We start from the raw sequence: 25,094 nt of genomic DNA, 5'->3' as shown, positions 1-25,094 counted from the left end.
TGACCAGCATCCGCCGCGCACATCGGGCGAGCGCTTTCCCGCATCGCCTGCTACTCTGAGAAAAGGTTTTCTGAAGGAGAGAGATGTCTCGTCGCCGCTACGCCCTCATCGGTGCGGGTCACCGCGCCCACATGTACGTCGACGCCCTGACAGGCCCCTACGCGGAGACCGCGGAGCTCGTCGCGATCTGTGAGCCGAACCCGGTCCGCGCCGCGTACCACGCGGACCGGGTCCATGCGGCGACGGGGGCCTCCCCCGCGGTGTACGGCCCCGACGACGTCGAGACGATGATCCGCACCGAGCGGGTCGATCGCGTGATCATCTGCGCGCGCGACGATCTGCATGCCCCGCTGATCGTGCGGTCGCTGGATGCCGGCGCCGACGCCGTCGTCGAGAAGCCGCTCACGATCGACGCCCCGAGCGCCGCAGCCATCGAAGACGCGATCGACCGCACCGGCCGCGACGTCGTCATCACCTTCAACTACCGCTACTCGCCGCGGAACTCCGCCCTGCGCGAGCTCATCCAGCGCGGAGAGATCGGTCGCGTCACCTCCGTCGACTTCTCGTGGATGCTCGACACCAAGCACGGCGCCGACTACTTCCGCCGCTGGCACCGCGAGAAGGAGCACTCCGGCGGGCTGCTCGTCCACAAGGCCAGCCACCACTTCGACCTGGTCAACTGGTGGATCCGCTCCGAGCCCCGCCGCGTGTTCGCCTCCGGCGGGCTTCGCTTCTACGGCGCGGAGAACGCCGCGGCGCACCGCGCGGACAGCGACCTGTTCGGTCTGGACATCCGCCAGGACGCGGTGCTCGGGGCGCTGTACGGCGAGGCCGCGGCGCACGACGGCTACCGCCGCGACCGGGACGTGTTCTCCGAGGGCATCACGATCGAGGACAACCTCGCCCTCGTCGTCGACTACGCCTCCGGCGCGACGCTCAGCTACTCCCTCAACGCCCACGCGCCGTGGGAGGGGTACCGCGTCGCGGTCAACGGCACCGAGGGCCGCGCCGAGCTCGAAGTCGTCGAGCGCGGGGCGGTGCTGCCCGACGAGGGTCTGCACCCCGTGCTCGATCCGAGCGCGACGGATGCCGGATCCTCCGGATCGCTGCGCGCGGAGGGCGAGCGCCTCCTCGTGCAGCGCCACTGGGAGGCTGCGCGCGAGGTCGAGATCCCGGACGCCGGCGGCGGACACGGCGGCGGTGACCGCCTGCTCCTCGCCGACGTCTTCGAGGGCCCGGGCGACGATCCGCTCGGGCGCCCGGCCGACTGGCGCGACGGGGTCCGCTCGATCGCCGTCGGCATCGCCGGCAACCGCTCGCTCGAGACGGGCCAGGCGGTGCGGGTCGCCGAGCTCGGCATCCGTCTCCTCGCCGACGCTCCCGACGCGACCGCCGGGCGCACCGCGACCGCCGGGACGCCGGCGCCGTGAGCCGCATCGTCGTCACGGGCGGATCCGGCCGCCTCGGCCGCACCGTCGTGGCGGGCCTCGCCGCGTCCGGGCACGACGTGGTGAGCCTCGACCGCGCACGCCGCATCGACACGACGCCGTCCGTGGAGGGGGTCACCCACGTCGCCGTCGACCTCACCGACGCGGATGCAGCGCGGCAGGCCCTCGTCGACGCGCGCGCCGATGCGCTCATCCACCTCGCGGCGATCGCGGTCCCCTTCAGCGCCCCCGAGGACGTGATCCTCCGCACGAACACGACCCTCGCCCTCAACGTCCTCGGCGGGGCGGCGCGGTCCGGCATCCGTCGCATCGTCACCGCGTCGAGCCCGACGGTGCTCGGCTACGGCGCACCGAACGGCTGGCTGCCCGACCGCTTCCCGCTCGATGAGACGACCCCGACCCGCCCGTGGAACGCGTACGCGCTGTCCAAGCTCGTCGCCGAGCAGACGATCGCGATGCTCGCCCGCGAGGTGTCTCCCGACATCCGCTTCGCCGCGTTCCGACCCTGCTACGTCATCGCCCCGGAGGAGTGGCGCGGCGCCCCCACGCAGCAGGGCAACACCGTCGTCGAGCGCCTCGACGACCCCGCCCTCTCGGCGCCAGCGCTGTTCAATTACGTCGACGCGCGCGACGTGACCGCATTCGTCGAGGCCCTCCTCCCCGCGATGGGAGACCTGCCGCCCGCCGAGGTGTTCTTCGTCGGCGCCGCCGACGCCCTCGCCCGCGCCCCGCTCGCCGAGCTCCTCCCGCGGTTCCTCCCCGGATCCGACGCGCTCACCGCCGACCTCACCGGGACGACACCGGCGTTCTCCTCCGCGAAGGCGGAGCGGATGCTGGGCTGGCGCCCGACGCGATCCTGGCGGACCGAGCTCGCGGTCGCCGCCGCCACCGCCGCTTCCTCCCCCGCATCACGAAAGGACGTGCCGGCATGAACCTCGACGGCATCCTCTTCTTCCCCGTCACCCCGTTCGACGTCGCCGACCGCGTCGACGAGGACGTCCTCGCCGCGCACGTCGCCGCCGGCCTCGACCACGCTCCCGGTGCGGTGTTCCCCGCCTGCGGGACGGGCGAGCTCCACGCCCTCGCCGAGGGCGAGGCGGCGCGCGTGGTCCAGGTGGCGACGTCGACCGTTGCCGGACGTGTCCCGGTGATCGCGGGTACGGGCGGTCCGCTCGCGCACGCGATCCGCCTCGCGCGGGCGGCGGCGGATGCCGGTGCCGACGCCCTTCTGGTACTCCCGCCGTACCTCGTCGGGGGCCCGCAGGCGGGACTCGTCGCGTACGTCGAGGCGGTCGCGGGCGCCACCGACCTCCCCGTGATCGTGTACCACCGCGGGACGGCGCAGTTCTCCGTGGACAGCATCCGCACGCTCGCGCGGAATCCGAAGGTCATCGGGTTCAAGGACGGCGTCGGCGACATCGGCCTCGCGCAGCAGATCGTGCGCGCCGTCCGCGCCGAGGGCCGGGCGGACGTCGCGTTCTTCAACGGACTCCTCACCGCCGAACTGACCCAGGCCGCGTACCGCGGCATCGGCATCCCGCTGTACTCCTCGGCGGCGTTCGCGATGATCCCCGAGGTGGCCGACGCCTACTACCGCGCGTACGTCGACGGCGACGAAGACCGACGCCTCGCGCTCCTCGACGGGTTCTACGCCCCGCTCGTCGCGCTCCGCGACGAGACGCCCGGATTCGGGGTGTCCCTCGTCAAGGCGGGCCTGCGCCTCGGCGGCCTCCCCGTCGGATCCGTCCGGGCACCGCTGGTCGACCCGAGCCCCGCCCAGGAGGCGCACCTCGCCGACATCCTCGCCGCCGGACGGGCCCTGGTGTGAGCACCGGTGTGATCACGCTCCGCTCGCTCGATGCGCGGCTCCTGCGCGTGCCGCTGACGCGCCCGTGGGGAACGGAGGTGACCTCGGTCGGCGTCGTCGCGACCCACGTCGTCCGCAGCGACGACGCCGAGGGCTGGGGCTTCTCGTGGACCCCGCAGATCGGCGCCGAGGCGGTGCACGCCCTCCTCGTGAACGACATCGCCCCGGTCGCCGTCGGCGGTTCCGGCGAGCCGGGCGAGGGGTGGCTCCCGACGTGGCGGCACCTGCACGAAGCCGGCGGCGGCGGACTCACCACCATCGCCCTCGCCGGTCTCGACCTCGCGCTGTGGGACGCCGCCGCGCGCGCCGCCGACGCGTCGGTCTCGGGCTGGCTCGGTCCGCAGCGCGACACCGTCCGCGCCTACGGCAGCGGCGTGAACCTCCACTACCCGATCGACGAGCTGGTCGCCCAGGCCGAGCGATGGACGGATGCCGGATTCGACGCGGTGAAGGTGAAGGTCGGCAAGCCCGACGTCGCCGAAGACCTCGACCGCCTGCGCGCGGTCCGCGCGGTGATCGGCCCCGACCGCGCGCTGATGATCGACGCGAACCAGCGGTGGGAGCTCGACCGCGCCACCGCCGCCCTCGAGGTCCTCGCGGAGGTGTCTCCGGCGTGGATCGAAGAACCCCTGCGCGCCGAGGACCTGTGGGGGCACACCGAGCTCGCCCGGCGGCTCGCCGCGTCGAGCGGCATCCCGATCGCCGTCGGCGAGAACCTGCACACCGTGCACCGGTTCGACGAGTACCTCCGCGCGGGCGCCGCGCAGATCGTGCAGCCGAACATCGTCCGAGTCGGTGGGATCACCCCGTTCCTCGGGATCGCGGCGATCGCCGCCGAGTACGGCGCCGCCCTCCACCCCCATCTGCTGCCGGAACTGTCGACCCAGATCGCCCGCACGCTCCGGGCGACCCCGGGCGTCGCGGAGCCGATGGTGGAGGACGTCGAGGATGCCGGCTTCGGCGACCTCGGCGCGCTCCGCGATCCGTCCCCGGTCACCGTCCACGACGGATACGCCGTCGAGAACCCCCACGTGGGGCTCGGCATCCGTTTCCGCTAAGCCCTCCGCACGCCGCTTCGAAAGGACCCGCCATGAGCACCACGATCGCCGAGCTGGAAGAGCGCACCGCCGCCGCCGAGGCCGCCGCGCCCGCGTGGCGCGCGGCGAGCGCCGGAACCCGCGCCACGTGGCTCCGCGCCGCCGCCGAGGCGCTGGACGCCCACGCCGACGAGCTCGTCCCCCTCGCCGACGCCGAGACCCGCCTCGGCGAGACGCGGCTGCGCGGCGAAGTGGCGCGGACGAGCGGACAGCTGCGTCTGTTCGCCGGCGTCGTCGAGGAGGGCGCGTACCTCGAGGCGATCGTCGACGACGCCGATGCCGCGGCCACCCCGCCGCGGCCCGAACTCCGACGGATGCTCACGGGCGTCGGTCCGGTGGCGGTGTTCTCGGCTTCGAACTTCCCCTTCGCCTTCTCCGTCGCCGGCGGCGACACCGCCTCCGCGCTCGCCGCAGGCAACCCCGTGATGGTCAAGGCCCACTCCGGACACGTGCGCCTGTCGCGGCGGACGGCCGAGATCGTCACCGCCGCGCTCGTGGCCGCCGGCGCGCCGGTCGGGTCGCTCGGGCTCGCCGAGGGTCGCGAGGCCGGCGAGGCGCTGGTGCGGCATCCGTCGGTCCAGGCCGTCGGGTTCACCGGCTCGGTCTCGGGCGGACGGGCACTGTTCGACCTCGCGGCCGGCCGGCCCGATCCGATTCCGTTCTACGGCGAGCTCGGGAGCGTCAACCCCGTCATGCTGACCGCGGGCGCCGTCGCGGCGCGCGGACCGGCCCTCGCGGAGGGACTCGTCGGGTCGTTCACGCTCGGCGTCGGACAGTTCTGCACCAAACCCGGCGTGGTCTTCGTGCCGCGCACGGCGGGATTCGCCGAGCTCGTCGCGCCGCGGGTCGCGGGCGCAGCAGGCGGGCACCTGCTGACCGACCGCATCACCGAGGCCTTCCCCGAGGGCCTCGCGCACCTCGAGGCCGACCCGTCGGTCACGGTGGTTGCGCGGGGAGACGTCGGCGGTGCCGGGGGTTCCGGGGGCGCGACGCCGACCGTGCTCGCGACGGATGCGGCGGCCGTCGCCGCACGCCCCGACACCCTGCTGGAGGAATGTTTCGGACCGGTCACCCTGCTCGTGCACTACGACGGGCCGGAGGATCTTCTCGCGGCGCTGCGCGCGGTGCCCGGGTCGCTGACTGCGACGCTCCACAGCGAAGCGGGCGAGGAGGTGACCGAGGTCGTCGCCGTGCTCGAGCGCCGGGCCGGACGCCTCCTGTTCGCCGGGTGGCCCACTGGCGTCGCCGTGACCTGGTCACAGCATCACGGCGGCCCGTGGCCCGCGACGACGTCGCTGCACACCTCGGTCGGGGCGACGGCGATCCGCCGGTTCCTCCGCCCGGTCGTGTTCCAGGACGCCCCCGCGCACCTCCTCCCGGAGGTGCTGCGCGACGAGGCGCTCGCGGCCATCCCGCACCGGCGGAACGGCATCCTCCGGGTTCCTGCTCTCCGGCGCTGAGCTGGGCGTCGCGGGGCTCCGGTTCCGCGGCGCTCAGGCGTCGGGCGCCGGGACGGTGGGCGCCGAGGCGGCGGTCGCGTCGATGGCACCGCGGGCGAGCGTCGCACCGGCCTCCGCGAGCCACCGCGCGGGGTCGGTCATCGCCTCGGCGGCGGATCCCGCGAGCGCCGTCAACGACACGGATGCCGCGAACCCCGCGAGGTCGGCGCCGGTGACGTCATCGGCGATGCGACCCGCGACGAGCGCGACCGGGGTGGCGGCATCCGTCGCCAGTCGCCCCACGTGCGTCGGGACCTTTCCCGCCGCCGACTGACCATCGAACGAGCCCTCGCCGGTGAGCACGAGGTCTGCGGCGGCGAGGGCCGCGGGCAGGCCGATGAGGTCGGCGACGGCACCGGCCCCCGGGACGAGATCCGCGCCCCAGACTCGGAGCGCGTAGCCGGTGCCGCCCGCTGCTCCCGATCCGGGGGCGTCGGGGTTGCCGCCGAGCACCGTCGACAGACGCGTGAGTCCGGCATCCATCCGGGGGAGGTCGTCGGGCGCCGCGCCCTTCTGCGGAGCGAAGACGTGGGCGGCGCCGGTCGGGCCGAGGAGGCCGTGGGTGACGTCGGAGAGCACCGTCGCACCGCCGGGCGGAAGCGGGCGGAGCCCGGTGAGGTCCGCCCGCGCGATGTCGGCGAGCCCCCGCGCGCCGGGCGCGACGGGGCGCCCGCGGTCGTCGAGGAACCGCGCGCCCAGCGCGGTGAGCATGCCCGTCCCACCGTCGGTCGAGGCGCTCGAGCCGATGCCGAGGACGAGGCGGGTGACGCCGTGGTCCAGGGCCGCGCCGATCGCCTCGCCGAAGCCGCGGGTGTGCGCGTCCCACGGGCGGAGGGCGTCGGGGCCGAGGAGTTCGATCCCGCTGGTGCTCGCGAGCTCGACGACGCCGGTGGGTCCGGAGCCGTCGGCGGCGGGGAGGAGCATCCAGGAGGCGTCGACCGGGTGGTCGTCCGGGCCGGTCACGGTCACCGGCATCCGGCGCGCTCCGGGCACCGCGACGGCGAACGCCTCGAGGGTCCCCTCGCCCCCGTCGGCCATGGGCAGGAGGCGGATCTCATCCCCCGGTCGCGCCGCGGCCCACCCGCGCGCGAGGGCGCCGGCGGCGGCGGCCGCGCCGATCGTCCCCTTGAACGAGTCGACGGCGATCACGATGGTCCGCGCTCTCATCCCCCCAGTATGCCGCTCTTCGCCCCTTGCAGGAAAGCGCTTGCCGTTCTCATCGCGTGCGGGTTTCACCACCCTCACCCGCGCCCAACTCCTCAAAATTGCACGCCCCCACCCCGACACTCCGCCTTCCGGCAGCGGGATCTCCCGAAACTGAGGAGTTCGGCGCGCCGACCGCGGCACCCCGCCGGCCCCGACCCTCGGCCCCCGCAGCCCTCCGGCACCCGGCCCCGACCCTCGGCCCCCGCAGCCCTCCGGCGACCATCCCGCCGCACACCGCCGACCGGCCCACCCCGGCCCCGTACCCAACTCCTCCAAACCCCGCGCCCCAGGCCCGGATCCCGCCGCCACAGGTCTCCCAGCCCTGAAACTGAGGAGTTCGGTACACCGACCGCCGCGACCAGACCGCCGCACACCGTCGCCCGGCCCCCGCCCCAAGGCCGTACCGAACTCCTTCGAAACCTCGCGGCTCCGGCCCGCACGAGGCCGAATCCACCCCTCCGACCGCGAAACGGAGGAGTTCGGTACACACCCCTGGACGCAGTGATGCCGGCGGCTCCGCGCTACACGGAACCGCCGGCATCGTCAGGTCAGCTGCAGGTGCGGGCCGAGACGACGAGCGTGGCCGAGAAGGGAGCCACCCCATCCTGTGTTCCCGTCACCGTCAGCTCACCCTCCGGGATCGACGAGGCCCGCGTCGTGAACGCGTGGCTGCTCGCCTTGCCCGGCGCCAGGGCGACGCCCGACTTCGAACCCCACGGGGTCCGGATCGCCGCGACGGCCGCCGCGTCCGAGGTGTTGCGCACTGTGACCGACACGACCACCTTGCCGGCGAGGCACCGCGTCGTGACCGTGGCGTCGAGATCGAGCACGGCTTCCTCGCGCAGGATCACGCGGTAGGTCCGCTCCGTCCCATCGGGGGCGGTCACCCGCACGGTGCCCGTCCCGTCGGCGTCAGCCGGCTGCGTGATCGCGACGCGCGCGTCCCGGTCGACCGGCACCGCGGTCAGTTCGGTCGACGAGCCCGGGTCGACGACGACCTCGTACTCGTCGCGGTCGTCGAGACCCGCCACCAGCTCCCCGCCCACGGCGAGGCGGGCGAGGTCGGCCACCGACGAGGCCGACGGACGGGCCGCGGAGATCTCGACCTCCGAGACGATCATGTGGGTCGCGGGCCGCGCGGTGAGCACCACGCGCACCTCGTCCGCGAACACACCGCCCATCGCCACCTCGATCACCGGAGCTCCGGACGCCTGCTCCGGCACCGTCACGCTCTGACCGGTCGTCCACGCACCGCCGGTGAGACGATGGTCCACGCGCAGCGACTGCGCCCACGTGGCACCGCCGTCGCGGTAGAAGCGGATCGTGAACCGCTCGACCCGCTCGCGCTCGGCGAGGTCGTAGGTCAGGGTGTCCTGGGCGTTCTTGGTGCCCGAGCGCCAGTTCGACCAGCCCTTGTCATCGGCGATGCGGTTGATCGTGCGCGACACGGCGTACGACGCGCTCTCGGTGAAGGTCGCCGACGGCGACGAGTCCGGTGCGACGTTCGCGTCGGCGGCCGCGGTCACGATCACCGACAGCACCGCGGGCAAACCTTCCGCCCCGGCGACGTTCGACGCCGCGGTTCCCGGCACCGTGACGACGCCGGGCTCGGCGAGGTCGGCGTCGTCGACACCGCTGAAGTCCCACTCCACGGCCGTGGCGTATCCGGGACCCCCGAGGGCGATCTCCGCCGGGGCGGTCGCCGGCGCGGCATCCTGCACCGCGTCGACGGTCGCACCCGCGAAGGTGGTCACCGACACCGGCTGCACCGACGCGAAGGCTCCGAACTCGACCTCGGCGGTCGCCTCGAACGCGGCCCCGAAGACGTCGGTTCCCGTTCCGGTCACCGTCACGACGCCGCTCGCGGGCCAGGATGCCGGGAGGTCCCACGTCACCGACGCCGTGCGGCTGGCGCCATCGGCGTAGCGGACGGTCACCGTCTCGGGCAGGGTCGGCGCGGTCTCGGCGGGCGCGGAAGCGAACACCGTGTCGACACCGGTCGCCGCGGTGGAGGCGATCCGCCACCGCTGGTTCTCACCGTTGTTGGAGGTCCAGACGCCGACGGATGCCCCGTCCGCGCTGCTGCCTCCGCCGACGTCGAGCACCCGCTCGGCCGAGGCGCTCAGGACGGAGAAGGTCGTTCCGTCGGCGGTGGAGCCGAGGAAGTGGAATCGGTCGTCGCCGCGCGCCGCCTCGAGGTCGGCGGTCACGAGCGTGGGGGTGGTGCCGTCCATCCGGAGGAAGCGCCCGTCGCCGTTCTGGAGGGCGAAGCGGTGACGGTTCGTCCCCTCGTCCGCGAGCGAGCGGATCGTCCAGGCCTGAGCGATGCCCTGCGCGGAGGTCTGCGCCGAGGTGCGGATCGCGAGCCCCGTCCCCTCGGCCGCGAGCGCGCGCCCGCTCTGCACGCCCAGGAGCTGGACGGTCTCGCCGTCGCGGAAGGCGACGGTGTCATCGCTGACGCCGCTGACCCCGTCGATCACGAAGGTCGTGACGGACTTCGCCGGCACGGTCAGGCGCGCGGTCTGCGTGGCGGCATCCACCGCGACCGGCTCGCCCTCGACGAGGGCGTTGGCGGTGACGTCCTCGGCGGGCGACTCGGTCGTGACGATCGGGGTGACCGTGGCACCCTCGGCGATCTCGCCGAAACCGGACAGGTCGAGCGCGACGGTCCGCGCCTCGGTGCCGCTGTTGACGTGCACGACGGTCGCGCCGGTGCCGTCCTGACGGATGGCCGCGGTGCTGCGCGGATCGTTCGTCGGGATCAGCTGGTCGCCGGGGAGGATGTGGTGGGTGAAGTTCCGCACCGTGTTGAACTTGGCGTTGGTGAGCACGCGGCACGAGGGGTCGGCGTCGCCGTCCGCGAGACGACGCTCGGAATTCCCCTCGGCGTTGCAGTCGAAGTCGATGAAGACGCTGCCCCAGTTGAGCTTCTCGACCTTCTCCATGTTGTAGAGGTCCTCGACCGGCTGCCAGAACACCCAGGCCTCGGGCTCGAGCTCACGGAGGTCGTCGACGATGCGGGTGGCCATGCCGAGCCCGTTGTCGATGTTGGTCTGGTTGAACCCGCCCTGGGTGTCCCAGTTTCCCTCGACCTCGCTCATCCACAGGGGCTTATCGTTCGCCTTGGCGATGTCGCGCACGATCATGCGGTCCGACGTGCCGTACGTGTGGACGTTCAGCTGGTCGACGGCGGAACGGGATGCCTCACCGTAGGCGTTCCAGTTCTGCACGAAGGTCGACGGGTTGGTCTCGTCCATCGCCGAGATCTGCACGTCGGTCTCGGCGCGCTGAAGACGCTCGTCCAGCACCTGGACCATCTGGTCCTGACGCTGCGGGCCGATGTGCGCGCCCTCCTGGCGGCTAGCGGATGTCGGCCACGTCTCCCCCGCGGGGATCCGGGTCGACCAGTAGTTGGTGTTCGGCTCGTTGAAGGGCGTCAGCGTGTCGAACTGGATGTCGTGCTCGGCCTCCAGGTGCTCGACGACGGTGACGAGGTAGTCGGCGAACGCCGACATGTCATCCGTGGCGAGCTGCTCGGAGGTGGCATTGTTGATGCCGCCGGAGACGAATCCGCTCTCGGTGAGGAAGTAGGGCGGCGAGTTGCTGAATGCCTCCCACTTCGTCACCTTGTCCTTCAGCGCGTCGAGCCACCAGCGCTGGGTGGCGTCGGCGTCGAAGTCGTAGTGCGCCGGGTTCGAGCCGTCCCAGGCGGCGGCGTACCGCTCGCGGTCGGCGTAGGTGGAGGTGATCTCCCCCTCCGCGTCGGTGGCCGGGAGTTCCGGGTTCCACCAGCCGTCGACCGCACCGCCGGGGCGCAGATAGCCCGGAACGTCGGTGGCGTTGCCGCCGCCGATGTTGTACCGCGCGATGTTGAGGTTGAGCCCGTCGTCGCCGAACACGGCGTCGAACAGCGCCTGGCGGACGTCCGCGGGGTAGTCGCCGGTGGCGTTGGCGAACCAGACCAGGCTCGTCCCCCACCCTTCGAACGGTTCGGCGGCGTAGGCGGGATTGGGGGCGATGCGCACGGCATCGTCCGCGACCGCGGCGGTCACGGGGGCGGCGGTCGCGGGGGCGACGGTGCCGACGGCCAGGAATCCGGAGAGCGCGACTGCGCCCGCCGAGACCATGGCCACCATCCGAGTGGGGGTCATCATCGATCCTTTCGGCCGCTTCCCTGCGGCCTCGCGTGTGTTCCGGCTCCTCCATCCGCGGGGGCGGATGGTGACGTCACCATGTTCACGTCAACATGTTGCCGGTAACAAGAAGGATACCCACGACGTCGATCCGCATCAAGGGCGAACCGGTCAGCGACGGGGGCCGGAGCTCTCCCGGACGATCAGCTCGGTGGGCACGACGACCCGCTCCGCGCCGATCTCCCCCTCGATCTCGGCGAGGAGCGAGCGGATGGCGCTGGCGCCGACCCGCTCGAAGTCCTGCCGGACCGTCGTGAGCGGAGGCCAGTAGTTCGCCGCCTCCGGAGTGTCGTCGAACCCGACGACGCTGATCTCGTCCGGCACCGCACGGCCCGCCTCGTGGAGGGCCCGGAGCACCCCGAGGGCCATCTGGTCGTTTGCGGCGAAGATCGCGGTCACCACCGGATCCGCGGCCAGACGCGCCCCGAGGCGGTGCCCGGCATCGGCCGTCCAGTCCCCCACGAGCACCTCGGGGGTCGGCGCCCCGCGACGGCGCAGGGTTTCCCACCACGCGACGCGTCGGCGTTCGGCGGCGTACGACTCCAGGGGGCCGGAGATGTGCCAGACGGTCTGATGTCCGAGGTCCAGCAGATGCTCGGTGGCGAGCCGCGCACCGAGGGCCTGATCGTTGTCGACGACCGGGTAGACGTACTCCGCGCGCGAATCGACCACGACGACCGGAAGCCCCGTGGGCAGTTCGATCTCCGCCTCCCCCAGCCGATGCTTCTCGATCAGGATCACAACCCCGTCGACCGCGTGCTCGCTGAGCCGCACGAACGCGCCGGCGACGTCGGACTGGGTGGCGGATGCCACGGTGATGAGGGTGAGGGAGTACCCGGCCTCGTCCGCGACCCGGGCCACGGCATCCAGGGTCCGGGTGTTGCCGTAGGAGGACAGCGAGAACATGATGACGCCGATGTTGCGGAACCGGCCCGAGCGCAGCGCCCGCGCCGCACTGTTCGGCCGGTAGCCGAGCTTCTGCATCGCCGCGACGACCCGCTCCCGCGTCGCAGGATCGACGTTGGTACGACCGTTGGCCACGCGGGAGACGGTCTGACCGGAGACCCCCGCCGCGGCAGCGACGTCGGCCATGGACACCTCTCGGCGACGCGTGCGCGCCTCTCCGGTGGCGATCGACAGCTCTGTCATGTCATCTCCTTGGTGTTGACGTTGACATCGTAGCGAACAGCGGGTTATGTTGACGTCAACATTCTCGACCCGACGAGAACGCACCCCCGCACCGAAGAAGAGGCACCGGACGATGACGACCACCGTGACACCGCCCCCGGCGTTGCGCACACCGCGCAGGCGACGCCTGCGCGTCGATGAGCGCGGCTGGCTGTTCGTCGCCCCGTTCGCGATCGTGTTCGCGCTGGTGTTCCTGACACCGCTGCTGTACTCGCTGTATCTCAGCTTCTTCCGCGAGCAGCTCGTCGGCGGCAACACCTTCGTCGGGCTCGACAACTACGTGCGCGCCCTGAGCGACCCGAACTTCTGGGACGGATTCACGCGCGTCCTGCTGTTCCTGCTCATCCAGGTGCCGATCATGCTGCTGCTGGCCCTCGCGGCCGCCCTCGCGATCGACAGCGCCCGCCTGCACGCCGCGGGCTTCTACCGCATCGTGATCTTCCTCCCCTACGCCGTCCCCGCCGTGGTCGCGGTGCTCATGTGGGGCTACATCTACGGCGATCGGTTCGGACTGACCTCGAATCTCAACGACCTCCTCGGCTCGAACGTCGTCCAGCCGTTCCTCCCGCAGTGGATGATGCTCTCGATCGGCAACATCGTGACGTGGCAGTTCGTCGGCTACAACATGCTGATCTTCTACTCGGCGCTGAAGACGATCCCGAACGAGCTCTACGAGGCCGCGTCGATCGACGGCGCCGGCGCGTGGCGGACGATCTTCGCGATCAAGATCCCCTCGGTGCGCGGCGCGCTCGTGATCGCCACGATCTTCTCGATCATCGGCAGCTTCCAGCTCTTCAACGAACCGAACATCCTCAAGCCGCTGGCGCCGAACGTCATCACGACGTATTACACGCCGAACATGTACGCCTACAACCTGTCCTTCGCCGGACAGCAGTACAACTACGCCGCGACCGTCGCGATCATCATGGGCCTCATCACGGCGATCATCGCCTACGTCGTCCAGCTGCGCGGATCCCGGCAGGAGACCCGATGAGCGCCCCCGCCCAGACCCGCCCCGCCCGGTCCCGCACGGCGGGCGCCCCCACCCTCGCCCGGCGGAGTCCGACCAACCGGCGGCGCTCCCTCGTCCTCACCCTGGTCATGGGCGTGTACCTGCTCTACACGCTGGTGCCGCTGTTCTGGCTGATCATCAACGCCACCAAGACCCAGGCCGACCTCTTCACCACGTTCGGTCTGTGGTTCGGCCCGGAGTTCGCCCTCGGCGACAACATCGTCCAGACCCTCACCTACCGCGACGGCATCTTCCTCCGCTGGCTCGGCAACACCCTGCTCTACGTCGTGGTCGGCGCGGGCGGGGCCACGATCCTCGCGACGATGGCCGGCTACGGCATGGCCAAGTACAACTTCCGCGGGCGCAAGGCGGTCTTCGCCGTCGTCCTCGGCGCGATCGCGGTGCCCGGCACGGCGCTGGCGGTGCCGACGTTCCTGCTCTTCAGCGAGCTGGGGCTCACCAACACCCCGTGGTCGATCATCATCCCCTCTCTCATCAGCCCCTTCGGGCTGTACCTCATCTGGGTCTTCGCGACCGACGCGATCCCCACCGAGCTTCTGGAGGCCGCCCGCATGGACGGCGCGGGCGAGATGCGCACCTTCTTCACGATCTCGCTGCGTCTGCTCGCCCCCGGCATCGTCACGGTTCTGCTGTTCGCGGTGGTCGCCACCTGGAACAACTACTTCCTGCCCCTGATCATGCTGAGCGACCCCGCCTGGTACCCCCTCACGGTGGGTCTCAACCAGTGGAACGCGCAGGCCACCGGCGTCGGGGCCCAGCCCATCTACAACCTCGTGATCACCGGCTCGCTCCTGTCGATCATCCCCATCGTCTTGGCGTTCCTCGTGCTGCAGCGGTTCTGGCAGTCCGGGCTCAGCGCCGGAAGCGTCAAGCAGTGATGAGGGGAACTGCCTGACATCTGCACCTCCCTCTCCCCCGGAGCCACGAGCACCGGATCCATCAACAACGAAGTGAAGGAAAATCACATGACATATGGAGGCAGGCGCGCGCTGCGGCGCGGCACCCTTCTGACCGCGACGGCGATCGTCGCGGTGGCATCCCTGGCCGCGTGCTCCGGCGGCGGCACCGGAGGCAACGGCGACAGCGGCGGAGGCAGCGCCGACGACCTCGAGGCGGCTCTCGAAGCAGGCGGCGAGATCACCTACTGGAGCTGGACCCCCTCGGCCGAGGCCCAGGTCGCCGCGTTCGAGGAGGCGTACCCGAACGTCACCGTCAACTACGTCAATGCCGGGACGAACACCGAGGAGTACACGCGCCTGCAGAACGCGCTGCTCGCCGGCGACGGTGCACCCGACGTCGTGCAGATCGAGTACTACGCGTTCCCGCAGTTCGCTCTGTCGGAGTCGCTGGTCGACCTCAGCCAGTACGGTTTCGGCGACCTCGAGGGCGACTACAGCCCGGGCACGTGGGGTGCGGTCGACTTCGACGGCGCCATCTACGGTCTCCCGCAGGACTCCGGCCCCATGGCCCTGTTCTACAACCAGACCGTCTTCGACGAGTACGGCATCGAGGTGCCGACGACGTGGGACGACTACATCGAGGCCGCGCGCACGCTCAACGAGGCCGACCCGTCGAAGTTCATGACGGCCGACACCGGTGACGCCGGCTTCACCACCAGCATGATCTGGCAGGCCGGCGGCCAGCCGTTCCAGACCACCGACGGCACCGACGTCACCATCGACCTGCAGGACGAGGGCTCGCAGCTCTTCGCCGACACGTGGGGCACGATGCTCGACGAGGGTCTCCTCGCCGACATCCCCTCGTGGACCGACGAGTGGTTCGCGGGCCTCGGCGACGGCACGATCGCCTCGCTCGTCATCGGCGCCTGGATGCCGGGCGTGCTCGAGTCCTCCGTCCCGAACGCGGCGGGCGACTGGCGCGTCGCGCCGATCCCGACCTACGACGGCACACCGGTGACCGCCGAGAACGGCGGCGGCGGCCAGGCCGTGACCACCCAGAGCGAGAACCCGGCCCTGGCCGCGGCGTTCCTCAAGTGGCTCAACAACGACCCGGCGAGCCTGCAGATCTTCGCCGAGAGCGGCGGATTCCCGTCGACCACCGCGCAGCTGAGCGACCCCGCGTTCGTCGACCAGGAGTCGGAGTACTTCGGCGGCCAGGCCATCAACCAGGTCCTCACCGAGGCCTCCGGCAACGTCCGCGAAGGCTGGCAGTACCTGCCCTTCCAGGTGTACGCCAACAGTGTCTTCGGCGACACCGTCGGCCAGTCGTACCAGTCGCAGGGCGACCTGAACGGCGGACTCCAGGCCTGGCAGGACCAGCTGGTCTCCTACGGGAACGACCAGGGCTTCACGGTCAACCAGTAATCCCCCCACCGAGACGGGCCGGCGTCCGCGCCGGCCCGTCTCACCTTTCTCTCCCCGACGCCCTCCGAAAGCAGCAGATGTCCTCCACCGCCCACGTGCAGATCGCCCTCGACGCCCCCGGCCCGGTCGTTCCGGCCCGCCTCTTCGGCACGTTCGTGGAGCACATGGGTCGCTGCGTGTACGAGGGGATCTTCGAGCCCGAACACCCCACCGCCGACGCCGACGGTTTCCGCGACGACGTCCGCGCCCTCGTCCGCGAGCTCGGCGCCACCGTCGTCCGCTACCCGGGCGGGAACTTCGTCTCGGGCTACGCCTGGGAGGACGGCGTCGGTCCGCGCAATCAGCGCCCCGTGCGGCTGGACGCCGCGTGGCACAGCACCGAGACCAACCAGGTGGGCCTCCACGAATTCGCCAGGTGGGCCGCGAGCGTCGACCTCGAGATCATGGAAGCCGTCAACCTCGGCACCCGCGGGCCCGCCGAAGCGGCGCAGCTCCTCGAATACGCCAACCACCCCGGCGGCACGTCGCTCAGCGACCGCCGCGCCGCGAACGGGCGCACCGAGCCGTTCGGCATCCGTCTGTGGTGCCTCGGCAACGAGATGGACGGCCCCTGGCAGATCGGCCACAAGACCGCCGACGAGTACGGGCGGATCGCGGCCGAGACCGCGCGCCTCATGCGCTTCTACGACCCGAGCGTCGAGCTCGTCGCCGCCGGCAGCTCCAACCGCGAGATGCCGACCTTCGGCACGTGGGAGCGCACGGTCCTGACCCACACCGCCGACCTCGTCGACCACATCTCCATCCACGCCTACTACGAGGAGCACGACGGCGACACCGCGAGCTTCCTCGCCTCCGCCGTCCACCTCGACGGCTACATCGCCGACGTCGCCGCGATCATCGACGAGGTGCGCGCCGAGCGCGGCATCACCCGCGAGATCGGCATCAGCGTCGACGAGTGGAACGTGTGGAACCAGACCCGCTGGAACACCCAGGACAAGGACGCCGTCTTCGCGGGCGACTGGCCGATCGCGCCCCGCCTCATCGAGGACGACTACACCGTGACGGATGCCGTCGTGGTGGGCTCCCTGCTCATCTCCCTTATCCGCAACTCCGCGCGGGTGAGCATGGCCAACCTCGCCCAGCTCGTGAACGTCATCGCTCCGATCCGGTGCGAGCCGGGCGGTGCGGCGTGGCGTCAGACCACCTTCTTCCCGTTCCGGGATGCCGCCCGCCACGCCCGTGGGCGCGTGCTGCCACTCGAGGTGACGGCACCCACCACCCCGACGGCGCGCTTCGGCGCGGTCTCCGACCTCGACGCCGTCGCGACCGTCGGCGACGACCGGGAGGTCACCGTCCTCCTCGCGCACCGGGGGCTCGACACGGCGCTGGAGGTGCGACTCCCCCTGCCGGGACTCGAGGTGCGGGAGGCGACCGTGCTCGCCGCCCCGGCCGACGGCGACCGGCACGCGGTGAACACCGCCGGCGACGAGCACGTCGCGCCGCGTCCTATCGAGGTGCGGCCCACGACATCCGGCGCCCTCGAGGTGACCCTGCCGCCGGTCTCCTGGGCCGTGATCCGCCTCACCCCTGCTTCCCCGACCACCACGACGACGACGGACTGACTGTGACCACCTTCACCATCGGCGAATCCGACTTCCTGCTCGACGGATCCCCCCACCGGATCATCGCCGGGGCGCTGCACTACTTCCGCGTCCACCCCGACCACTGGGCCGACCGGATCCGCAAGGCGCGGCTGCTGGGCCTCAACACCATCGAGACGTACGTCGCGTGGAACGCCCACGAGCCGATCCGCGGCGCCTGGGACACCACGGGCCCGAACGACCTGGGCCGTTTCCTCGACCTCGTCGCGGCCGAGGGGATGCACGCGATCGTGCGTCCCGGCCCGTACATCTGCGCCGAGTGGCACAACGGCGGCCTCCCGGTGTGGCTGACGGCGATGCCCGGCATCCGTCTGCGCAGCTCCGAACCCGGCTACCTCGCCGAGGTGTCGCGCTACCTCGAGCGCGTGTACGACATCGTCGTGCCGCGGCAGATCGACCGGGGCGGCAACGTCATCCTGGTGCAGATCGAGAACGAGTACGGGGCGTACGGCGCCGACAAGGACTACCTCCAGGCCCTCACGGACCTCACCCGCGCCGCCGGCATCACCGTGCCGCTGACCACGGTCGACCAGCCGATGCCCGACATGCTCCGCGACGGGAGCCTCCCGGGTCTGCACCTCACCGGGTCGTTCGGCTCGCGTGCCGCGGAGCGTCTGGCGACGTTGCGCGAACACCAGCCCACCGGTCCGCTCATGTGCTCGGAGTTCTGGGACGGCTGGTTCGATTGGTGGGGCGGCATTCACCACACGACGGATGCCGCGGCCTCCGCCGCCGAGCTCGACACCCTGCTGGCGGCGGGCGCCTCGGTGAACCTGTACATGTTCCACGGCGGCACGAACTTCGGCACCACCAACGGCGCGAACGACAAGGGCCGCTACGCCCCGATCGTGACCTCCTACGACTACGACGCCCCCCTCGACGAAGCCGGGAACCCGACGGCGAAGTACGCCGCCTTTCGCGACGTCATCGCCAAGTACGCCCCCGTGCCGGATGAGTACCCGGCCGCCTCGGGTGCTGCCCCCGAGCTGCGGGTCGAGCTCGAGGGCACCGGCGACTGGCTTCCGGAGCGTCACGCGGACGGCGACGTGCACACCGAGCCGCCGACGTTCGAGGATCTGGAGCACATCGGGGCGCTCGTCCGCTACGACTGCCCGCTGCCGGATGCCGCCTTCGGCGACGACGATCGTGCCGCGCTCGTGGTGGCGGGCGAGGTGCGCGACCTCGCGTGGATCGCCGTGGACGGCGTGCCGGTGGCCCGCCTGTCTCGCACCGACCACGACCGCGCCGCCGTGATCCCGCGGGGCGAGGTGCTGACCGTCCTCGTCGAGGACCAGGGCCGCGTCAACTACGCCGAGCGCATCGGCGAGCCGAAGGGCCTCGTGGGCGGCATCCGCCTGGCGGGAGAGCCGTTGACGGGGTGGAAGGCGCGCCCGATCGATCTCTCGGCGGTCACGGCGGGGATCGCCCACGCCCCGGCCGGATCGACGGCCGGTCGGACGGGCCTGCGCGGCACGTTCACGCTCGACGTCCCGGCCGACCTCTACCTCGACACCGCCACCCTCGGCAAGGGCTATGCCGTGCTCAACGGCTTCGTTCTCGGTCGCTACTGGCGCCACAGCCCGCAGCGGACGCTCTTCGTGCCGGCGCCGGTCACCCGGGCGGGGGCGAACGAGCTCATCCTGATCGAGCTCGACCAGGTCGCCGACGCCGCGGTCTCGTTCGTCGCCGCGCCCGAGCTCGGGCAGCTCGAGGAGTAGCGGGCGCGGTCAGCCGCCGGCAGCCGGGCGGCTGCTGTCGCGGACGACGAGCTCGGCGGCCAGCACCTCCGCGACGCTGCCGGATGCCGCATCCCGCGCGCCCGTTCCCTCGGCGAGGTCGATGAGCCGCGCCACGGCACGCTCGGCCAGCGCGTCGAAGTCCTGACGCACCGTCGTGAGGGGCGGGAGGTAGTCCACCGCCTCCGGCACATCGTCGAACCCCACGACGGCGACGTCGTCCGGGACGCGTCGGCCGAGGTCGGCGAACCCGTGGAGGAGGCCGAGCGCCATCTGGTCGTTGGCGGCGAAGACGGCGGTCGCGTCGCCGAGCAGCACCGCGGCCGCCGCGCCCGACGTCGATCCCCAGTCCCCGCGCACCGGCTCGTGCACCACGGCGCCGGCCTCTGCGAGCGCCGCACGCCAGCCGCGCTCGCGCTCGGCGGCGGCGAACGAATCGGCAGGGCCGGCGAGGTGATGGACGGTCGCGGCGCCGCCGGCGAGGAGGTGCGCCGTCGCCGCGCGCGCGCCGTCGGCGTGATCGGTCTGCACGGTGACGAGGTGCGCGGCGGGCTCGGCGTCGACGACGACGAGCGGCATGTCCCCGGTGGTCCCGGCGAGCTGCACGAGCCGCGTCGCCTCGTTCAGCACGATCGCACCGTCGACCGCGCGGTCGTGCAGGCGCGAGAACGCGGGACGGATGCCGGAGTCCGCCGTCGCGGTGACCACGACGATCGCGTAGTCGCGGGCCTCCGCCGCCGCGCACACCGCCTGCAGCATGCGGCTGTTGCCGACGGTGGCGAGGGTGGAGACGACGAGCCCGATGGTGCGGGTGCGTCCCGTGCGGAGCGCCTGTGCCGCGCGATGGATGCGGTAGCCGAGGGCGACCATCGCGTCCTCCACGCGGGCGCGGGTCTGCGGGTCGACCCGGGGGGATCCGTTGACGACGCGAGAGACGGTCTGCGCGGACACGCCGGCGTGCGCGGCGACGTCGGCCATCGACACGCGGGGCATCGCACCTCCTGGACACTCGGTGTGTTGACGATAACACCCCGGGTCACGCCGCGTTCATCTCCGACGTCCGCGACGTCTGTGCGAGGGTGGGCCGATGTCCCAGGATCTCTCCGCGCGGTTCCGCGATGCGTCCCTGCGCATCCTCGATGCCGACGGCTCCCCGGCGGATCCGGCATCCGTCGTCATCGAACAGACCCGCCACGCGTTCGGCTTCGGCAACATCGGGTTCGATGTCCTCGGCCTCCTCGGCGGCGCATCCCGGGGCCCCGACGGCGACCACGAGGCCCTCGCCACCGCCGACGTCGCGCTCGCCGAGCACCTCCTCGAGGCGTGGCTGGCGGTGTTCGACACCGTGACCCTGCCGTTCTACTGGCGGCACTTCGAGCCGGCGCCCGGACACCCCGACACCGCACGGCTGCAGGCGACGGCGCGGTGGTTCGCCGATCGCGGCGTGCGCGTGAAGGGCCACCCCCTCGTCTGGCACACGCTCGCGCCCGCGTGGCTGCTCGAGAAGACGGATGCCGAGGTCGAGGCCGCGATCCGCGCGCGCATCCGCCGCGAGGCGACCGATTTCGCCGGCCTCGTCGACCAGTGGGACGCGATCAACGAGGTCGTGATCCTCCCCGACTTCACCGCCGAGGACAACGCGGTCACCCGTCTCGCACGGTCCCGCGGACGCGTGGAGATGGTGCGGATGGCGTTCGAGACCGCGCGCGAGGCCGATTCGGCCGCGCGCCTCGTCCTCAACGACTTCGATCTCTCGCCGCGCTATGAGCGGCTCATCGAGGAGTGCCTGGCCGCCGGCATCCGGATCGACGCGATCGGACTGCAGACGCACATGCACCAGGGCTTCCGGGGCGAGGACCAGCTCGCCGCGATCCTCGAGCGCTTCGGTCGCTTCGGCCTGCCGTTGCAGCTGACCGAGACGACGCTGGTCTCGGGCGATCTGATGCCGCCCGACATCGTCGACCTCAACGACCACGTCGTCTCCGAATGGCCCACGACTGCCGAGGGCGAGGCTCGTCAGACCGACGAGCTCGAGCGCCACTACCGGACGGCTCTCGCCCACCCCGCGGTCGAATCGCTCACGATGTGGGGGATCACGGATGCCGGGGCCTGGCTCGGCGCCCCGGTCGGCCTCCTCCGCGCCGACGGCAGCGAGAAGCCCTCGTACGCGATGCTGCGGAACCTGATCCGCGGTGAGTGGTGGCACGCACCGCGGGCGATCGCACCGGATGCGGACGGCCTGATCCGGGTGCGCGGGTTCGCGGGCGACTATCGGGCGACCGCGGCCGCGGGGTCGGCGACCTTCACGATCGCGGCGGATGCGGATGCCGCGGCGGCGCCGCTCGAGGTGCGCCTGACGCGCTGAGCGGGCACGTCCCCGCGCCGCCCCCGCGCCTCTCGCACCTACCCCCGACGGAGGGCGTGTTGACGATAACACGCTCTCCCGCTACCGTGTTATCGTGGCCATCACCGAAGAGACCCCCCAGATCCTGGGCGCCGGCGTCGTCAAGCGCCCCACCCTCCTCGCCGACGGACGCGAGCTGATCTACTACGACGATCCCGACACGACCCTCGGGCTAGAGCGGGCGGTCGACGCCCGCACCCTCGACGCGCGGCCCGCGACGGCGACCATGCGGCGGGATGTCCTCACCGGCGACTGGGTCTCGATCGCCGCCGCCCGGCAGAACCGGGCATTCCTCCCGCCGGCCGAGCTCGATCCGCTCGCGCCGCAGACCCCGACCAACCCGTCCGAGATCCCCTCGCGGTACGACGTCGCGGTGTTCGAGAACAAGAGCCCGTCCTTCGGTCCGGCGCTCGCGACCGCCCACGGTTCGGCCCCCGCCGCCGTCGATCCGCCCCGCGACCTCGACGACCTCGACGCGCCCGGTCTCGGACGCACCCGCACGAGCGTCGGCCGCTGCGAGGTCGTCTGCTTCAGCCCCGAGCACGCCGGATCCTTCGGCACACTCTCGCGCACCCGCGCCCGCACCGTCATCGAGGCGTGGGCGGATCGCACCGCGGCGCTGTCGGCCCTCCCCGGCATTCAGCAGGTGTTCCCGTTCGAGAACCGCGGCGAGGCGATCGGGGTGACCCTCCCCCACCCGCACGGGCAGATCTACGCCTACCCGTACATCACGCCGCGGACCGCGGGTCTCCTCCGCTCGATCGAGCGCGAGGGCGACGACCTGTTCGCCCGCATCCTCGAGCACGAGCGGGGCGGCGAGCGCATGATCCTCGAGGGCGAGCACTGGAGCGCGTTCGTCCCGTTCGCCGCGCGCTGGCCCCTGGAAGTCCACCTCCTGCCGCACCGCCACGTCGCCGATTTCGCCGGAACGACGGATGCCGAGCGCGACGAGCTCGCCGGACTCTACCTGCGGCTCCTCCGCGGCGTCGACGCGGTCTACGACACCCCGACGCCGTACATCGCCGCGTGGCACCAGGCGCCGGTGCACGCCGGGCGCGACACCGCGCGCCTGCACCTGCAGCTGACGAGCCCCCGCCGTGCGGCCGACAAGTTGAAGTTCCTCGCCGGTTCCGAGGCCGCCATGGGCGCCTGGATCGGCGACATCCCCCCCGAGGCCTCCGCCGCACGCCTGCGCGAGGCCGTCTCGACGATCCCCGAGGTGACCGCATGACCGACGCCCCCGCCACCGACCCCACGCCCACCGACGCCCCCGGAGCCCGCCCCGAGGCCGCAGAGACCGCCCGCGCGCTCTTCTCCGAGCGGTTCGACGCGGTTCCCCTCGGCACGTGGTCGGCCCCCGGACGCGTGAACCTGATCGGCGAGCACACCGACTACAACGACGGCTTCGTCCTGCCGTTCGCGATCCAGCACCGCACCCATGTCGCGCTCGGCACCCGCGCGGACGGCGTCATCCGCGTCGTCTCCACCTTCGCCGACGACGCCGTGGAGGTCCCCCTCGCCGAGCTCGACGCCCTGTTCCCCGACGGTCGCGACACCGTGGCCGAGTGGGCGCGCTACCCGCTCGGAGTCGCGTGGGCGCTCCAGCGCGCGGCCGGGCGCGACCCGGTGACGCTCGTCGGTGTGGACCTCGCCTTCGCCTCCGACGTCCCCGTCGGTGCCGGGCTGTCCTCCTCGGCCGCGATCGAGGGCGCCACCGCGAGCGCGCTCGCCGCGATCTGGGGCATCGACCTCGACCGCACCGCGCTCGCGCGGGTCGGGCGCACCGCCGAGAACGAGGCTGTGGGCGCCCCCACCGGGATCATGGACCAGATGGCGTCGATGCTCGGCCGCGCCGATGCGGCGATCTTCCTCGACTGCCGGTCGCTGGAGGCGGAGGTCATCGACCTCGGGTTCGCGGATGCCGGGCTCGAGCTCGTCGTCATCGACACCGGCGTCAGTCACTCCCACGCCACGGGCGGCTACGGCGAGCGTCGAGCGGCCTGCGAGCGCGGGGCCGAGGCGATGGGCGCCACCGCTCTCCGCGACGTCTCCGTGTCCGACCTTCCCCGCGCCCAGGAGCTCCTCGATGATGTGACCTTCCGCCGTATGCGTCACGTCGTGACCGAGAACCAGCGCGTGCTCGACACGGTCGCGACCCTCGCCGCCCAGGGCCCGGCATCCGTCGGTCCGCTCCTCGTGGCCTCGCACGCCTCGATGCGCGACGACTTCGAGATCTCCGTCCCCGAGCTCGACACCGCCGTGGAGGCCGCGCTCGCGGCGGGCGCGATCGGCGCGCGCATGACCGGTGGCGGCTTCGGGGGCGCGGCGATCGCCCTCGTCGCGCGCGACGGGGTCGACGCCGTGACGGATGCCGTCACCGCCGCATTCGCCGACGCCGGGTTCGCGGCGCCGACGATCTTCACCGTCACCCCCTCCGCCGGCGCCGCCCGCGACTGAGGTCGTACCGCAGTCGCACCACAGTCCCCGGCGGATCGCAAGGCCTTCCGGGTCCGGACGCGGCGCTCTAGCGTCGTATCCGGACCCGGCAGGGCGCCGGTCCGGAAAGGATCCGACGTGGCCTACATCACCGTGGGGACCGAGAACTCCGCCGACATCGAACTGTTCTACACCGACCAGGGGTCGGGGCAGCCGGTCGTCCTGATCCATGGCTTCCCGCTGAACGGCGAGTCCTGGGGCAAGCAGCAGGCGGCGCTCCTGGAGGCCGGGTACCGCGTCATCGCGTACGACCGCCGCGGCTTCGGCGCGTCGACGAAGGTGGCCTCCGGCCTCGATTACGACACGTTCGCCGCCGACCTGCACGCGCTCCTCGAGGACCTGGATCTGCGCGATGTCGTCCTCGTCGGCTTCTCGATGGGGACCGGCGAGATCGCGCGGTACCTCTCCCGCTACGGCAGCGAGCGCGTCGCGAAGGCCGCCTTCCTCGGTTCGCTCGAGCCGTACCTGCTCGTCACCGACGACAACCCCGACGGCGCCGGTCCGCAGGACTTCTTCGACGGCGTCGCCGCGTCCGTCCGGGAGGACCGCTACGCCTTCGTCACGGGGTTCCTGAAGGACTTCTACAACCTCGACGACACCCTCGGCTCCCGCATCTCGCAGGAGGCCGTGGACGCCAGCGCCCGCGTGGCCGCCCAGGCGGGCAACGCCGCCATCGCCGCGGCGCCGCTCACGTGGCCGACCGACTTCCGCGGCGACATCCCCGCCGTCGACGTCCCGACGCTCATCCTGCACGGCACCGCCGACAACATCCTGCCGATCGACGCCACCGCGCGACGCTTCCGCGACCTCCTCCCCGACGCGACCTACGTCGAGGTCGAGGGCGCCCCGCACGGGCTCCTCTGGACGCACGGCGACGAGGTCAACGAGGCGCTGCTCGCCTTCCTCCGCGCCTGAGCGGAGACCCGACCGGCCCGCCGGCCG

At 72.1% G+C, this 25,094-nt stretch carries 18 protein-coding genes; 14 read left to right on the top strand and 4 right to left on the bottom strand.

Going from position 1 to position 25,094, the window contains the following annotated elements:
- Positions 1–83 precede the first annotated feature (83 nt).
- The 5 genes from AB0O93_RS00195 to AB0O93_RS00175 are packed head-to-tail and all read left to right on the top strand — an operon-like array spanning position 84 to position 5,872.
- Positions 84–1,430: a Gfo/Idh/MocA family oxidoreductase gene (locus tag AB0O93_RS00195; RefSeq protein WP_363339378.1), complete on the top strand. Its 1,347-nt coding sequence runs from the start codon at positions 84–86 to the stop codon at positions 1,428–1,430.
- Positions 1,427–2,380, top strand: a complete 954-nt coding sequence (locus AB0O93_RS00190) for an NAD(P)-dependent oxidoreductase (RefSeq protein ID WP_363339376.1) — start codon at positions 1,427–1,429, stop codon at positions 2,378–2,380. The genes AB0O93_RS00195 and AB0O93_RS00190 overlap by 4 nt, the downstream gene beginning before the upstream one ends.
- A complete protein-coding gene (locus tag AB0O93_RS00185; protein ID WP_363339374.1) occupies positions 2,377–3,276 on the top strand; it encodes a 5-dehydro-4-deoxyglucarate dehydratase in 900 nt (299 codons plus the stop codon). The genes AB0O93_RS00190 and AB0O93_RS00185 overlap by 4 nt, the downstream gene beginning before the upstream one ends.
- Complete coding sequence (locus AB0O93_RS00180) at positions 3,273–4,373, top strand: mandelate racemase/muconate lactonizing enzyme family protein (protein ID WP_363339372.1); 1,101 nt, start codon at positions 3,273–3,275, stop codon at positions 4,371–4,373. Before AB0O93_RS00185 ends, AB0O93_RS00180 begins: the two co-directional genes overlap by 4 nt.
- A 32-nt stretch (positions 4,374–4,405) precedes the next feature.
- Positions 4,406–5,872, top strand: a complete 1,467-nt coding sequence (locus tag AB0O93_RS00175) for an aldehyde dehydrogenase (NADP(+)) (protein WP_363339370.1) — start codon at positions 4,406–4,408, stop codon at positions 5,870–5,872.
- Between the two features lie 33 nt (positions 5,873–5,905).
- Here the strand turns inward: AB0O93_RS00175 and AB0O93_RS00170 are convergent, their stop codons facing one another.
- From AB0O93_RS00170 to AB0O93_RS00160, 3 genes are all read right to left on the bottom strand, one after another.
- Complete coding sequence (locus tag AB0O93_RS00170) at positions 5,906–7,078, bottom strand: glycerate kinase (protein WP_363339368.1); 1,173 nt, start codon at positions 7,076–7,078, stop codon at positions 5,906–5,908.
- Between the two features lie 587 nt (positions 7,079–7,665).
- The gene (locus AB0O93_RS00165; RefSeq protein WP_363339366.1) at positions 7,666–11,268 is read right to left on the bottom strand and encodes a glycoside hydrolase; all 3,603 of its coding nucleotides are present in this window, start codon (positions 11,266–11,268) and stop codon (positions 7,666–7,668) included.
- Between the two features lie 153 nt (positions 11,269–11,421).
- Positions 11,422–12,459: a LacI family DNA-binding transcriptional regulator gene (locus AB0O93_RS00160; RefSeq protein WP_363339364.1), complete on the bottom strand. Its 1,038-nt coding sequence runs from the start codon at positions 12,457–12,459 to the stop codon at positions 11,422–11,424.
- Positions 12,460–12,571: 112 nt separating this feature from the next.
- Here AB0O93_RS00160 and AB0O93_RS00155 point away from each other — a divergent pair, with 112 nt between their 5' ends.
- From AB0O93_RS00155 to AB0O93_RS00135, 5 genes are all read left to right on the top strand, one after another.
- Entirely contained in the window at positions 12,572–13,492 is a 921-nt protein-coding gene (locus AB0O93_RS00155) for a sugar ABC transporter permease (protein ID WP_363339362.1), read from the top strand.
- Between the two features lie 107 nt (positions 13,493–13,599).
- On the top strand, positions 13,600–14,409 hold the full coding sequence (locus tag AB0O93_RS00150; RefSeq protein WP_363340950.1) for a carbohydrate ABC transporter permease: 810 nt from the start codon (positions 13,600–13,602) through the stop codon (positions 14,407–14,409).
- Positions 14,410–14,496: 87 nt separating this feature from the next.
- Positions 14,497–15,855, top strand: coding sequence for a sugar ABC transporter substrate-binding protein (locus tag AB0O93_RS00145; RefSeq protein WP_363339360.1), 1,359 nt, complete (start codon positions 14,497–14,499; stop codon positions 15,853–15,855).
- A 77-nt stretch (positions 15,856–15,932) separates the two neighbouring features.
- Complete coding sequence (locus AB0O93_RS00140) at positions 15,933–17,477, top strand: alpha-L-arabinofuranosidase C-terminal domain-containing protein (RefSeq protein ID WP_363339358.1); 1,545 nt, start codon at positions 15,933–15,935, stop codon at positions 17,475–17,477.
- 2 nt (positions 17,478–17,479) lie between these two features.
- Positions 17,480–19,234, top strand: a complete 1,755-nt coding sequence (locus AB0O93_RS00135; protein WP_363339356.1) for a beta-galactosidase family protein — start codon at positions 17,480–17,482, stop codon at positions 19,232–19,234.
- Positions 19,235–19,243: 9 nt separating this feature from the next.
- Here AB0O93_RS00135 and AB0O93_RS00130 read toward each other — a convergent pair whose 3' ends face one another.
- Positions 19,244–20,245 (bottom strand): LacI family DNA-binding transcriptional regulator, encoded by a 1,002-nt coding sequence (locus AB0O93_RS00130; protein WP_363339354.1) that lies wholly within the window; start codon positions 20,243–20,245, stop codon positions 19,244–19,246.
- Positions 20,246–20,339: 94 nt separating this feature from the next.
- Here AB0O93_RS00130 and AB0O93_RS00125 point away from each other — a divergent pair, with 94 nt between their 5' ends.
- The 4 genes from AB0O93_RS00125 (at position 20,340) to AB0O93_RS00110 (ending at position 25,067) form a co-directional block, all read left to right on the top strand.
- Complete coding sequence (locus AB0O93_RS00125; RefSeq protein ID WP_363339352.1) at positions 20,340–21,617, top strand: endo-1,4-beta-xylanase; 1,278 nt, start codon at positions 20,340–20,342, stop codon at positions 21,615–21,617.
- A 94-nt stretch (positions 21,618–21,711) separates the two neighbouring features.
- Positions 21,712–22,887 carry a galactose-1-phosphate uridylyltransferase gene (gene galT / locus AB0O93_RS00120; RefSeq protein WP_363339350.1) on the top strand — a complete coding sequence of 392 codons (1,176 nt, stop codon included), beginning with the start codon at positions 21,712–21,714 and terminating at the stop codon, positions 22,885–22,887.
- A complete protein-coding gene (gene galK, locus AB0O93_RS00115) occupies positions 22,884–24,113 on the top strand; it encodes a galactokinase (RefSeq protein ID WP_363339348.1) in 1,230 nt (409 codons plus the stop codon). Before galT ends, galK begins: the two co-directional genes overlap by 4 nt.
- A gap of 117 nt (positions 24,114–24,230) precedes the next feature.
- A complete protein-coding gene (locus AB0O93_RS00110) occupies positions 24,231–25,067 on the top strand; it encodes an alpha/beta hydrolase (protein WP_363339346.1) in 837 nt (278 codons plus the stop codon).
- Positions 25,068–25,094: the final 27 nt, after the last annotated feature.

It is taken from the genome of Microbacterium sp. NPDC077184 (genome assembly GCF_040687055.1).
Lineage (GTDB): Bacteria > Actinomycetota > Actinomycetes > Actinomycetales > Microbacteriaceae > Microbacterium.
The sequence above is the reverse complement of the archived record's forward strand: the minus strand, read 5'-3'. Positions and strand labels throughout refer to the sequence as shown.